We start from the raw sequence: 12053 nt of genomic DNA on the forward strand, positions 1-12053 counted from the left end.
ACGGGGATTGGCAACTCAGCGACGCCGGCAGACTTACTCCGTAAGCGGACGGCGCTGGCAGACTTCGCCGCTACAGCAGCGCACCGAACATCAGGGCTGTGCCGGCCGCGGTGCACGCCTGATATAGCGGTTCCAGGTGCGCCAGCTGCGCGGCTTGCGGCCCCGCGATGGTTCGGCGCTTAGCGAAGTAACGGCACGTCCAAAGCAGGGTCACGATCGCGAAACCGAGGGCGGCGCTCCAGTTCACAGCGGCGATCCAGTGGGCGGCAGGTTCAGCTGGGGACATCTCGTGTGCCGGCATCTCCATCCCGGACATATCTATGGCAGGCGGGGCTGACTGTGCATGGTCGGATGAGTGACCGAACTGACTTGGCAGTCCACCGTGCATCGTCGCGAACATCCACGCCATTGCTGCCATCATCACGGCGTAGTAGCCGTTGGTTAGCCGATCACCGGTAGGAGTTGACATTCGGCCGGCCGCACCTGCAAACCAGACGCCGGCCAGCAGGAAGAAGATCATCGGCCCGGGCGTTGGCAGGCTCATACCGATGCCCCAGGCCATCGAGATCATTGCCGCCGACATCACGAGGTGCAACAGATGGTTGACGGTGCTTGCCCAGTGGCCGCGTTGGGAGACAAGGATATACACGTATGTTGCGGCGCCGGCACCGAATAGCGCGGTGACAGTCCATCGCAGCGCGACGTCACCCATCAGGCTCGAGGGCATTGCGACGATGCCACGCGCTGCCCGGCTCCCAGCAGATCGCCTCTTTGTATCGGCTCGGCATACACGGGTGCCACGAGCCGGCACCGGGTTGGGCGCAGTGAGTTCTTCACAACGCTGCCTTTCGGTTCGTCGACTGATTCCCCGGCGAGCCTGACACCGCAGCGACTTTCGGCTGCGGGGCGGCTTTGCCGACGCTCCAACTGTGATGCTCTGGCATGTCTCCTCTACATGGTGACTCAGTGGCGCCAGCCCCCCATGAAATCAGCCAAGGCCTCGACACTTGTGTCGAGGCCTTGGCTGAAGCTGATCAATCGTTGCACGTGCAATCGGGGTGACCGCAGGTGCAGCCGGCTGCTTGGGTGCAGGCCGAGTCGCCGCATGCGCAGCCGGTGGATTTGCAGTGGCAGGTGTGAATATCGTTCATGCGAGAGACAGTACCCCCGTAGGGTACCCATGTCAAGCGCGTGAGTGCGCGTGTCGGTACGTGCCTGCGGCCCGCGGTTTCCTGGCTATAGCGTCTTGATCAAGATCGAACGAGTCGTGCGATGGCCGCGGATGCCTCGGCCAGCTTGACGTCTGCCTCGTCTCCTCCCTGAGTAAGTGCTTGGCTTACGCAGTTGTCAAGGTGGTCGTCGAGCAGGTTCAACGCGACGGACCGCAAAGCACTGCTGGCCGCGCTGATTTGGGTAAGGATGTCGATGCAGTACTTGTCGTCATCGATCATTTTTGCGATGCCTCGAATCTGGCCCTCGATTCGGCGCAGTCGCTTTGCGTAGCTGTCCTTGTTCGCTACATATCCGTAGGTGGTTTCCACCTGGCCTCCCAGCGTTTCGTCATCGGGCCGTTCTCGGCGTTGCCGTATGGCGACGAACGTGGTCACCCGCCAATGACATCTTCGATAGTCACTGTACCCTGCGGGGGTACAGTGGAGTCGATTCTCGCTACATATCGGTTCGCGCGTACGCGGGATTGCTCGGGTTGCACCTTACGATGCCGGGAGCCGGCGAGCGTTTCTGTCATCCTCGGGCCTGGCCAGCAACGGGGTGGTGCCGGTTGGCACAAATTTCGACCTTGGGTTCAGTTGTGGGTGGCTCGGCGGGCAGCAGCGATTTGACGTGGTGGCGTCGCAGGCGGTTCGCGTTGCCGACGACTGATAGGGAGGACAGGGCCATCGCGGCGGCGGCGATCATCGGCGAGAGCCTCAGTCCCAGCAGCGGATACAGGACGCCGGCCGCCAGCGGGATCCCGATGGCGTTGTAGATCAGGGCAAAGAAGAGGTTCTGCCGGATGTTGCGCATGGTGGCGCGGGACAACCGGATCGCGGTAACCACCCCGGCCAGCGACCCCGAAATCAGGGTGATGTCGGCGGCTTCGATGGCCACGTCGGTACCGGTGCCGATCGCCAGGCCGACGTCGGCTTGGGCCAGGGCGGGGGCGTCATTGATGCCGTCACCGACCATGCCCACCCGGCGTCCTTCGGCTTGTAGCCGGCGGATCTCGCCGGCTTTGTGTTCGGGTAGGACTTCGGCCAGCACCCGTTCGACCCCGACCTGTCGGGCGATCGCGGCGGCCGTGCGGGCGTTGTCCCCGGTGATCATCACGACCTGTAGGCGCAGTTCGCGTAGAGCGGCGATCGCCGCGACCGAGTCGTCTTTGACGGTGTCGGCGACGGCGATTACCCCGGCCGGGTGTCTGTCGACGGCAGCGAGAATTGGGGTCTTTCCCTCGGCCGCCAGCTTTGCGCTGATGTGCTCGAGTTCGGCTGTGTCGATGCCGTTTTCGGTCAACAACGTTGCGGTTCCTACGAGCACGGTGAGGCCCGCGACGGTGGCTCGGACTCCCTTGCCGGTAATTGAGTCAAAGGCCGACAGGGCGGGGATGTCGATGCCGCGTTCGCGGGCGCCGGCGACCACTGCGCTGGCGATGGGGTGTTCGCTGTCGGATTCTGCGGCGGCAACGAGCATAAGCAGTTCGTTTTCGGCGACTGTCCCGGTTACCCGCACATCGGTCAGGGCAGGTTTGCCGGCGGTGATGGTGCCGGTTTTGTCCAGCACAATGGTGTCGAGCTTGTGCGCGGTCTCTAGCGCTTCGGCCGAGCGGATCAGAATGCCCGCGCGGGCACCTTTGCCGGTGCCGACCATGATCGACAGCGGGGTCGCCAGGCCCAGCGCGCAGGGGCAGGCGATGATCAGCACCGCCACCGCCGATACCAACGCCTGGGTCAACTTGGGTGCCGGGCCCACGACGAACCAGATCGTGAAAGTGGCGATGGCAGTGGCGATTACGACCGGGACGAAGTAGGCCGAGATCGCGTCGGCCAGCCGCTGAATCGGGGCTCGCGATGCCTGGGCCTGCTGCACCATGCGGATGATTTGGGCCAGCATGGTGTCCGCGCCGACTTTGGTCGCGCGCACCCGCAACGAGCCGGTGGTGTTGACCGTCGCGCCGATCACGGTGTCGCCGGCGCGTTTGGTGGCCGGCATGGGTTCGCCGGTCACCATCGATTCACCGACCGCGGACTGTCCGGACAACACGGTGGCATCGACCGGAATTTTCTCGCCGGGTCGGATGATGATCTCGTCGCCGACGATGACCTCGTCGACGGAGATTTCGGTCTCGGCGCCGTCACGCAGCACACGGGCGGTGCGGGCTTGTAGGCCCAGGAGGGCGCGGATGGCTTCGCCGGTGCCGGCCTTGGCGCGGGCTTCCAGCAGCCGGCCCAGCATGATCAGGGTCAGGATCACTCCGACGGCCTCGAAGTACACGTCGCGCACTTCGGCCGGCAAGAGAGCGGCGGCGACCGTGACGAGCAGGCTGTAGCCGTAGGCCGCCAGGGTGCCCAAGGTGATGAGGCTGTTCATGTCAGCGCTGCGGTGCGCCAGCGCCAGCCAACCGGTGCGATGGATCGGCCACCCCACGTACAGCATCACCGGGGTGCTCAATGTCAGCTGCACCCAGTGGTTCAGCAAGAACGCCGGTACCCAATGGGCACCCAACGGTTGAGCCATCACCGCATACAGCACTGGGCCGGTGAGCACGGCGCCGATCACGACCCGGCGAGTCAGGTCGGCGATCTCGGCGCGTCGTTCTTCTGTCTGGGAGGCTTCAATTTCGGCGGCGGCGGGCTCGCGAGCGCCGTCAGATGGTGTGTAACCGGAGGCGGCATCGGGCCTTTCGGCTTCAGCGGCCATGCCATTGGGGGTGACCACCAGTGTGCCGTGAATCATGTTCATCCCGCAGGCGAATTCGAACGACCCTGTCCGTTCTGGAGTGAATCTGACGGTGGTGCGCTTGTGCGCGGGCAGGGCAGCCGTCAGATGGAGATCGGGAAAGACCACCCGCGAACTGCAATCCCCACTTTCCTGCCGGTCAAATTCGATCTCGACCGGAATACCTTGACGCACTTGGATGATGTTGGGGCTATAACCGCCGCGGACCGTGACCTCGATCTGCTGGACCCCGGCGCCGATCGTGGCGGCGTGCGCGCGTCGCGGCGAAAAGAAGTACCACGCCAACCCCGCGATCACCAAGGCTGCGCCCACCAGGATGGCGATGTCAACACCGGACACCATGAACTCCTCGACAAGGACGGATTAGGCGTTGGGCTGTGAACGGCGCTCGGAGAATTCCTGCCGCGCCAGCTCCTTCATGCGTACCTGGTACGTCTCGGCATCGATCTCCCCAGACAGTCGCTGTCGCACGACCACCGCCTCGGCGATGAGTGCCTGGCACCGCCACAGGCTCGCACCCATCCGCGACGGCAATAGGTCCGATAGCCCGTCGGTGGGCTGGAGCCCCGTTTCGTTGTGGCGTGCCCGGTAAACGCGCACGACCCCCGTCGTCGTGGTCGCTACAAAGGTAACCAGCAGCACCACACCCACCAACACCGCAGCCCAATAACCGCTCGTAACCTGCCTGGACCCCGCCATGACCCTGCGTACCTCTTCCGCTACCGCAGCGCAGGCCGCTGCGCATCGGGTCCAGCATCATCCCACTATACCCCCTAGGGGTAGGGACTTGCGTCACTTATCCCTGGGAAGTAAGTGTCTAGCCCAGCGGCAACCGCCATCGCAGGATCGAGGATCGAAGGTCCCCGACGCTGCCGCCGACCGGACCCTGACCACCCGTCGGAAACGAGCCAAACTAGAGGTGAGCGAAAAGCTTTCGGGCTTTCCGATTGGAGGGGAATACATGATGTTCTCGTACGACCACAACATGGGCTGGTGGGGATGAGCCGGAGTGGACATCGGCATGGTGTTGTTCTGGGCACTGCTTGTCGCGGGCATCGTTGCCCTCGTCGCCTACATCACTCGTCGCCTACATCAGTGGAGATCACCAAGATCGTCCAATCCCTCCGGACCCAACTCCGATAGCCTCGCCCGAACAGATCCTCGCCGCACGGTTCGCGCGCGGCGAGATCAACGAAACCGAATATCGCGACCGGCTGGCCGTGCTGCGCGAGCACGCGCATTGGTGACAGCGTCCGGTACGGCACAGTGCCAAGTTCCCGGGGCATCGGCGGCTATGGCGGTCCGCCGGGTCCCATCATTCCGCCGGGACCGCCCATCATTCCGCCGGGTCCCATCATTCCGCCGGGACCGCCCATCATGCCTCGCATCATGGCGGGCATTCCGTCGCGTACGAACCCGGTGACTTCACGGGCGTGGGCGCGAATCGCGTCGGTGAGGGCGGGATCATCGGAGGTTTCTTCGGCGATGACGCCTGTGGGAGTGAGCGTCAGTTGGCGACGGTAGCCGCTGGCGTTGCGGAACAGCGTCGGCAGGCTCTGACTCATACACATGACCTCGGAACCCTGGCCGACGTGGGAGTACATGCTGGACACGTGTGCGCGCAGTTTTGCGGCGAGATCGGGAGCATTTGATTGCGTGGCGGTGCGCACCCCGCCGGGGATCTCCTCGACGGTGCGGGTGATCTCGGTGTGTCGGTGGAACATGTCCATGTAGAGGCTCATGTCCGCCGGACTCGCACCCATCATGCCACCGTCGGTCAGGCGGATGCGCAGGACGGGTGAATCAAGGACCCCGCGAAGCGCATACCCAATAGCCATCACCGTGCCAGCACCAAGAGCAGCAAGTGCTGCCCGCCGCGTGGATCCAGCCATCTAGTGACCTCCCAAGCGCCTCAGCGATATCGATGCAGCGAATAGACTTGGAGCTCAATACTTCCCGCGCAGCTACATTAGTCGGCGGTAAAAATCGTCGTCATCCGTTTCGCTTCGACAGATGCGGGCCACCGCCTCGCCTTCCGGCCGGACAGGGCCGGCGCCCGTCGGGGCCAGCGGATCGTTTCGCTGCCTGTTGGCAAAGCCGACCGCGAGGATCATGGCGGTGACGACCACGGCCCACAAAATCACCATCCAGGGAATGTGGGCGATCGTGCTGCACCAGCCCCAGCCATTCTCGCCATACCACAGCGTCATTGCGTTGCCTCCAGCGCCCGCGGTCAACTTCGCTTGATACCCCCACAGGGTATATCTTGGGCAAGAGTTCTGCAACGGGCTTGTTGTTCTCGAGCCGGCACGAGCATGCTGACCACGCAAGCACTGCACTTCCTAGGGCCGATAATCCCTACCCCGGTTGGGTATATACATGGCATCATGCCTAACATGACGCAAACACCAGCATCTCCGGGCGAACCGAGCACCGGGACCAGACAGCCCCGGTACGACGATCGGTCTGGGCGCCCGAGTCGGCTAACTCAGACCTTGGCGTGGACCGGCATTATTGCTGGTGTCGTGTTGGTCGCGGCGGTGATCTTCTTTTCGGGGTTGGTCTTGGGCTGGGCCTCGGACGGCCACGTCGGCTGGCACCTGGGTTCGGGCGGCCGTGACGGCACTTGCCCAATGATGGGACCCGACGGAATGATGGCACCTGGCGGGATAATGGGACCCGGCGGACAGATGGGTCCTCAGCAACCGTCCACGACGACGGCACCGGTCACGCCCCGCACTTAGCACCGGCACGGACCGAATGACCCTTTGGGCAGAACCGCTTTGATGCCCAAGTGCGGGCGTTGCGTCGTCGAATGTTCGGCACGTTATCCAAGCGAATGTTCGTTGGGCGGCGGCCCACCATGATGTACCCTGGGTGGGTATGAGGCCCATCCGCTTAGGGTCGGGTCGGCGACGTAGCGAACCATCCGTATCGTCACCGTTACGATTGAGTATCGTCGTGGCGGCCGTGGTTGCGCCAATGGCGATTCTTGGCAGCTGCGGCTCGGTGCGAACTGCCTCTCCGCCGCCGCATCCATCACAAATATCGTCATCAATCTCTCTGCATGGTGTGGTCGCCGCCAAAGCTGACCAGCCACAACTTGCCCAAGTGCTCCCATGCTGCAAGGCGTCCAAAGTGTTTGCGCTCGCAGCGCCACCCAAACCGGCGGACGCCGCGTTAATGGTGCTCGGCATTGTTCTAGCGGGCCTTCCAGGTAGGGATTGGTTGGCTCTGCTCGTAATGGCCGCCGGAAGGGGTCCCCCGCGCCCGTCTGCTGCGGCTCTCGCCGGTCGAAACCTTTTGACGCGCTTCTGTCTAGCTCGTCGCTGAGTCGTTAGCGCCAGGCCGTGGTGCTATGCCACGACGGTCGGTGACTGCTGGCCCACGTCAACCGCCGCACTTTACTGTTGCGCTCTCGATCGAAGCGACGATCGCATGAATCAAGACTTATCCGTCGACGCCCTCTGCTTGATCAGGCTCCCTAAGCAGGGCAACTCAGGGCAACGATGCGATGCGATGCGCCACAGCACCTTTGGTCGAGATCGATCGAGCTTCGGTCACTACCGCCATTGGCGCTCCTGGGTCGCTGATCGCTTAATTGTCCTCATCGAATCTTTTCACAAGCAGTTTGTGAGCGTTTTGCAGGTGATCCCCGATGGCGTGTCCGGCCTGCGTCAACGCAGCACCAAACCGAGCCAGATCCTTCTGACTAGGTGGTTGGCGCAATGTTGAACGTGAACGGGCGAATCGTCGTGCGCGCCAATCGGACTGGCTCGTATACCCGGCTGGCGGACATGGCCAGAGTGGTCGCAGAAGTGCAGCCACTACCAGCATGTTTGCGCCAAAAAGCGGTGCCGCGTTGGTGGCGACAGCAACGCGGCCATTAGGGGGGTCAGGAAAGGAAGAGCTGATGAAGCGGGCAATAATGGGCGTGTCAGCAGCAGCAGCCATAGCACTGGCACTCCTTAGCATTCCACCAGCACAGGCACACGCCGACGATCCCTGCATGAGCATCATCGATCCCGCTGCCCATCAGGCCTGCATCGAAAAATTCCTGCGCGATAACCCCACGCACAGACCCCCAATGGGCGATTGCCAGTCGAGCCCTCTGAACGGACAGGAGGGCCAATTTTGTCGGTGACTTCTAGTCCGAAAGTCTGTGCCCCGCAACGAAGGTGGGATCACTGCCTACGCGGCGGCGGTGGCCTCGCAGCCGTGGACTGAACCGCCCCGGGATGTCCGGAGACTCCAGGATTTCCAGGGCGGTTCACATCTCCACCGTCGCCGCCCGCGCCGGAGTGCAACGCAAGACCGTCTACAAACACGATGACCTCGTCGCCGTCATCGACGCCTACCGCCACCAACCCACGGCCACCGACAACGTCGCCACCACCCGTGAGACCAGCATCGTGACGGCCCTGCGCGCCCAACTGGACGCCAAAGACACCGACATCCGCACGCTCAGAACCAAGCTCGCCGAACAGGAAGCGACGATCGCGTTGCTCTACGGGCGACTCGATTCCCACACCACCTGACCACGACAGCGGCGACCCACCCAGCTGCGTTCTGCCCGCGGCATTATCTCGATGGTCCTACCGAACTGTCCCAAAGTTCGGGTGCCTGCGGGGGCGAGGGTGGTTGGGGTATGGGCACTCCTGGACCTTTGGGATGCTTGGGTGTTATCGGGCCACAGTTGAGGCCGATAATGCAACTGCGGAGACTAGCCCGGCCGCCACCGCCGAGACGGACCACAGGTGTGGGCGCTGACGGCAGGACGAATGAAGTCGTTGTCGTTGTGCTGCTTGGCAACTGATCGCTGCTACCGCCAAACCCGACCGCCAAAATAATCCCAGCCGCGCCCCCGAGCAGCGCGATCACCTTCCTAGCTTTAGTTTTCATCAGATGCCTCTTTCCCTACTGTGTTGTCCGATTGCTCCCGCCGTCGTACGCCGAAACCGACACCGGGTAGGGGACGTAAGGCCCCCTGCCCGGGGGCAAAGCGTCTCTGGCGACTTGGGGTCTACCGCGCGTTGTGGTGATTGGCTCGAGTCCTTGACCGAAAGCCCATCGGATGACGAGACATGCCGCCACGAGCGCAGGTTGATCGCCGCGTCGACAGCGGGTTCTTGGGTTAAAGTGCGCCGTTGACAAGGCCATTGGTCACCGGCCGCGGTGGGCAGGGCTCAACGGCCTGGCGCTGACCGATCAGCGACGGGCGAGACAGAACCGGGTCAAAATGTCTTTACCGGTGAGGGCGACAACGCTACAAAGGGGGCCTCGCGTCGCCGGCGCGGCACGGTGGGCAACTGAGCCGCCGATGGCGGTCACAACCACGGCCGCCTCGAGCGCAACGAGAACCGTGGCCGACGGGGGCAGCACCGCCATCGCCAGCGACTGGGGGCATGCCGGTGACATGGCGCAGTCACCGGCCGCAGGTTCAGCGCTGATGGCGAACTCACGGCTCAGGGAGGTAACTGAGGCGTGCGCTGGCGTCGGTTCAGAGGGCTGGGATCTCACCAGCCAACAACCGGCGACGCTAAGGAGCACCCACGCCGCGAGGAGGATCGACATGACCGATCGCAGTCGGCTTGCACTGAAGCATCCAAGTGACGCCGTCGAGGGGGCCGAGCGCGCCTTCGATGGCGGTCGTGGGATCTCACCGGAGAGCCCGGTCACCGAAGCGACCGCTGTGCTCACCGCGCTCACCGCCAATCTTGGTCGCGCCCCGCGCCAGCAGCTGACACCCACTCAGTGTTATCCTTCCAGTACTCTGGAAGGTCAAGGAGGGTGTTATGCAGATCGGCGTGTTGGCGAAGCTCGCCAACACCAGCGCCAAAACCATCCGCTTCTACGAGGACTCCGGGCTGCTACGGCCACCCGCACGCACCGCGTCGGGGTATCGCGACTATGGGCCCGAGGTCGTTGACCGGCTGCGGTTCATCCATCGAGGCCAAGCGGCCGGGCTGACCTTGCACCAGGTGCGCCAAATCCTGGCGATCCATGATCGCGGCGAAACGCCGTGCGGGCACGTCCGGCAGGTCCTCAACACCCGTCTGGACCAAGTCCGCGCGCAGATCGCCGAACTCGTCGCCCTCGAAGGCCACTTGCAGACCCTTTTAGATCACGCGTCGCACGCCACGCCTACCGAACACGACGATTCCACGGTCTGCTGGATTTTGGAAAGCGACCTCAATACCGACCCCACCGTCGAACTCAGCCATGCCCGCGCCAAGCGCAGTAAGCACCGGCGGCCCATAGGAGGCCGCGAAAGCCGTTAATTTCCTCGGCTATTCGGCTGTGAGTGGGCTGGACGCCACCGGGATCGGCCCATGGTGGTGTGGCGACAGACCGATCGTGGGCATGCACCCCTTCATGATGGATCGAGCTCAAAGCCGAAATCAAACAGGCTTGACGAGGGCCGTGGCGCCTTAGGAGATGAGGTGGGTGACAAACGTTGGGTGCGCCAGTAGCGCAACGCCGAGGACGGCGAGTGCCGCCGCTGTCAGGCGCCTGAGCTGATCGCCGAACGGCGCGACTTTTTCCAGCCAGATGACAACCGAGAGCGCCAGCATCCACGCCAATTGCATTGTGCCAAAAGCGATCAGGACTACCATCAGCATCCAACACGAACCCAAACAGTAGATGCCGTAGCGGCCTCCGGCAAGCAACGCCCGGGCGGGACTGTGGGGGTGGTTGCCTGGCGCGCCGGACAACGACGTGGACCGGCGGCAGTGGCGCAGACACGTCGCTTTGAGGGGTGTGAGCTGATGCAGCCCCGCAACCACTGCCACTGCGCCGGCGACCCGGCCGACCCACGGACAGGTGTGGAGCACCGGGTTGAGGTGAGTCGATGCCACAAACGCCGGGAGGCCCACCACGGTCCACACGGCCAGGTATCCGGTCACGAAGACGATCGCGGCAGCGGCGTTGCCGGCCGCGGCGCGGGCGTACCGGCCCACCATGGGTAGGGCCGCGGGAAGCATCATCGCCGCCATCATGGCGACCCACGCCAAGAGGAACGCGGCCAACGACATCGTGGACGAAGTGTCCATCGGCATCGCGTCGCCGCGCATACCCGCCGCACTGACCACGGACCACCACCAGCCCAGGCCTGCCACACCCAGCAGCACTGCCGGCAACCAAATATCGGCCCACACTCGCCCGTTTCCTTGGCTGGCGTCCACTTACGCGTCTCCCTTCGTTTGATGCCCACAATACGATCATCGCCTGAGTACTACCCACCCGGGGTGGGGTGGGTTAGACTAGGGTCGAGTCCGGTGTCGACGGGAGTGATGAGGCAGCTATGGGTGAGGAATTGACGGCGAAAAAGCACGCGGCGCTGAATCGGCTCAAGACGGCTCGGGGCCATCTCGACGGCATCATCCGGATGCTGGAGTCCGACGCGTATTGCGTGGATGTGATGAAGCAGATCTCCGCGGTGCAGTCCTCGCTGGAGCGGGCCAACCGGGTGATGTTGCACAACCACTTGGAGACATGTTTTTCCTCGGCGGTGCTCGATGGCCGTGGGCAAGCGGCCATCGACGAGCTGGTTGATGCTGTCAAGTTCACCCCGGCGCTGACCGGCCCGCAGGCTCAGATCGGCGGTGCTGCGGTCGGTGAGCCTCACGGGCACAAACCGGCCATTGCGGGCAGCCGCAAGTAACGAACCCGCGATGTTTGATGCCGGCCAGTAGCTATTGACGACGCCACCGCGTAGCGGGGCGAACAAGATGACAAGGGAGCATGGAAAATGTTGGTGTTGCATGGATTGATGGCCAAGGCGGTGCCCACCGTGGTCACCGGCGCGGTAGGGGTGGCGGCCTATGAGGCCCTGCGCAAAGGGGTGGCCAAGATACCGTTGCGCGCAGCGACGGTTACCGTGACCGCCTGGGGCATCCGCGTTGGCCGTGAGGCCGAGCGCAAGGCCGGCGAGAGCGCTGAGCGGGCTCGCCTGACCGCGGCCGACGTGATCGCCGAGGCCAAAGAACGCCTCGGGGACGACGTCACACTGGCAGCGGCTCCCGACCCAGGCCACGCCGATGACCACTAACACCCTCGCCGACGGCGATCTCGGGGTCAACGTCATCTCCGAC

Annotated in this window: 12 protein-coding genes and 1 pseudogene; 5 read left to right on the forward strand and 8 right to left on the reverse strand. The window is 63.8% G+C overall.

The window, feature by feature from the left end; translation table 11 throughout:
- Positions 1–70: 70 nt before the first annotated feature.
- The 4 genes from OQ968_RS03820 to OQ968_RS03835 form a co-directional block, all read right to left on the reverse strand.
- Positions 71–712 (reverse strand): DUF5134 domain-containing protein, encoded by a 642-nt coding sequence (locus OQ968_RS03820; protein ID WP_324674767.1) that lies wholly within the window; start codon positions 710–712, stop codon positions 71–73.
- A gap of 538 nt (positions 713–1250) precedes the next feature.
- On the reverse strand, positions 1251–1541 hold the full coding sequence (locus tag OQ968_RS03825) for a metal-sensitive transcriptional regulator (protein WP_324675085.1): 291 nt from the start codon (positions 1539–1541) through the stop codon (positions 1251–1253).
- A gap of 202 nt (positions 1542–1743) precedes the next feature.
- Complete coding sequence (locus OQ968_RS03830) at positions 1744–4296, reverse strand: heavy metal translocating P-type ATPase (RefSeq protein ID WP_324674769.1); 2553 nt, start codon at positions 4294–4296, stop codon at positions 1744–1746.
- Between the two features lie 24 nt (positions 4297–4320).
- Positions 4321–4608 carry a hypothetical protein gene (locus OQ968_RS03835; protein WP_324674771.1) on the reverse strand — a complete coding sequence of 96 codons (288 nt, stop codon included), beginning with the start codon at positions 4606–4608 and terminating at the stop codon, positions 4321–4323.
- Between the two features lie 370 nt (positions 4609–4978).
- On the opposite strand from OQ968_RS03835, the pseudogene OQ968_RS24880 reads away from it, so the two are divergent.
- A pseudogene (locus tag OQ968_RS24880) lies at positions 4979–5204 on the forward strand (SHOCT domain-containing protein).
- 45 nt (positions 5205–5249) lie between these two features.
- Here OQ968_RS24880 and OQ968_RS03845 read toward each other — a convergent pair.
- From OQ968_RS03845 to OQ968_RS03855, 3 genes are all read right to left on the reverse strand, one after another.
- Positions 5250–5849, reverse strand: coding sequence for a hypothetical protein (locus tag OQ968_RS03845; protein WP_324674774.1), 600 nt, complete (start codon positions 5847–5849; stop codon positions 5250–5252).
- A gap of 72 nt (positions 5850–5921) precedes the next feature.
- On the reverse strand, positions 5922–6167 hold the full coding sequence (locus OQ968_RS03850; RefSeq protein WP_324674776.1) for a hypothetical protein: 246 nt from the start codon (positions 6165–6167) through the stop codon (positions 5922–5924).
- 278 nt (positions 6168–6445) lie between these two features.
- On the reverse strand, positions 6446–6583 hold the full coding sequence (locus tag OQ968_RS03855; RefSeq protein WP_324674778.1) for a hypothetical protein: 138 nt from the start codon (positions 6581–6583) through the stop codon (positions 6446–6448).
- A 1612-nt stretch (positions 6584–8195) separates the two neighbouring features.
- Here OQ968_RS03855 and OQ968_RS03860 point away from each other — a divergent pair.
- Both OQ968_RS03860 and OQ968_RS03865 read left to right on the forward strand, forming a co-directional pair.
- Positions 8196–8495 carry a hypothetical protein gene (locus OQ968_RS03860; protein WP_324674780.1) on the forward strand — a complete coding sequence of 100 codons (300 nt, stop codon included), beginning with the start codon at positions 8196–8198 and terminating at the stop codon, positions 8493–8495.
- A gap of 1257 nt (positions 8496–9752) precedes the next feature.
- Positions 9753–10238: a heavy metal-responsive transcriptional regulator gene (locus tag OQ968_RS03865; RefSeq protein ID WP_324674782.1), complete on the forward strand. Its 486-nt coding sequence runs from the start codon at positions 9753–9755 to the stop codon at positions 10236–10238.
- Between the two features lie 150 nt (positions 10239–10388).
- Here OQ968_RS03865 and OQ968_RS03870 read toward each other — a convergent pair whose 3' ends face one another.
- The gene (locus OQ968_RS03870; RefSeq protein ID WP_324674784.1) at positions 10389–11033 is read right to left on the reverse strand and encodes a DUF2182 domain-containing protein; all 645 of its coding nucleotides are present in this window, start codon (positions 11031–11033) and stop codon (positions 10389–10391) included.
- Positions 11034–11263: 230 nt separating this feature from the next.
- Here OQ968_RS03870 and csoR point away from each other — a divergent pair, with 230 nt between their 5' ends.
- On the forward strand, positions 11264–11623 hold the full coding sequence (csoR, locus tag OQ968_RS03875) for a copper-sensing transcriptional repressor CsoR (RefSeq protein ID WP_324674787.1): 360 nt from the start codon (positions 11264–11266) through the stop codon (positions 11621–11623).
- Between the two features lie 90 nt (positions 11624–11713).
- Complete coding sequence (locus OQ968_RS03880; RefSeq protein WP_324675087.1) at positions 11714–12010, forward strand: DUF1490 family protein; 297 nt, start codon at positions 11714–11716, stop codon at positions 12008–12010.
- Positions 12011–12053 lie beyond the last annotated feature (43 nt).

Source organism: Mycobacterium sp. 663a-19 (assembly GCF_035616495.1).
Classification (GTDB): Bacteria; Actinomycetota; Actinomycetes; order Mycobacteriales; family Mycobacteriaceae; genus Mycobacterium.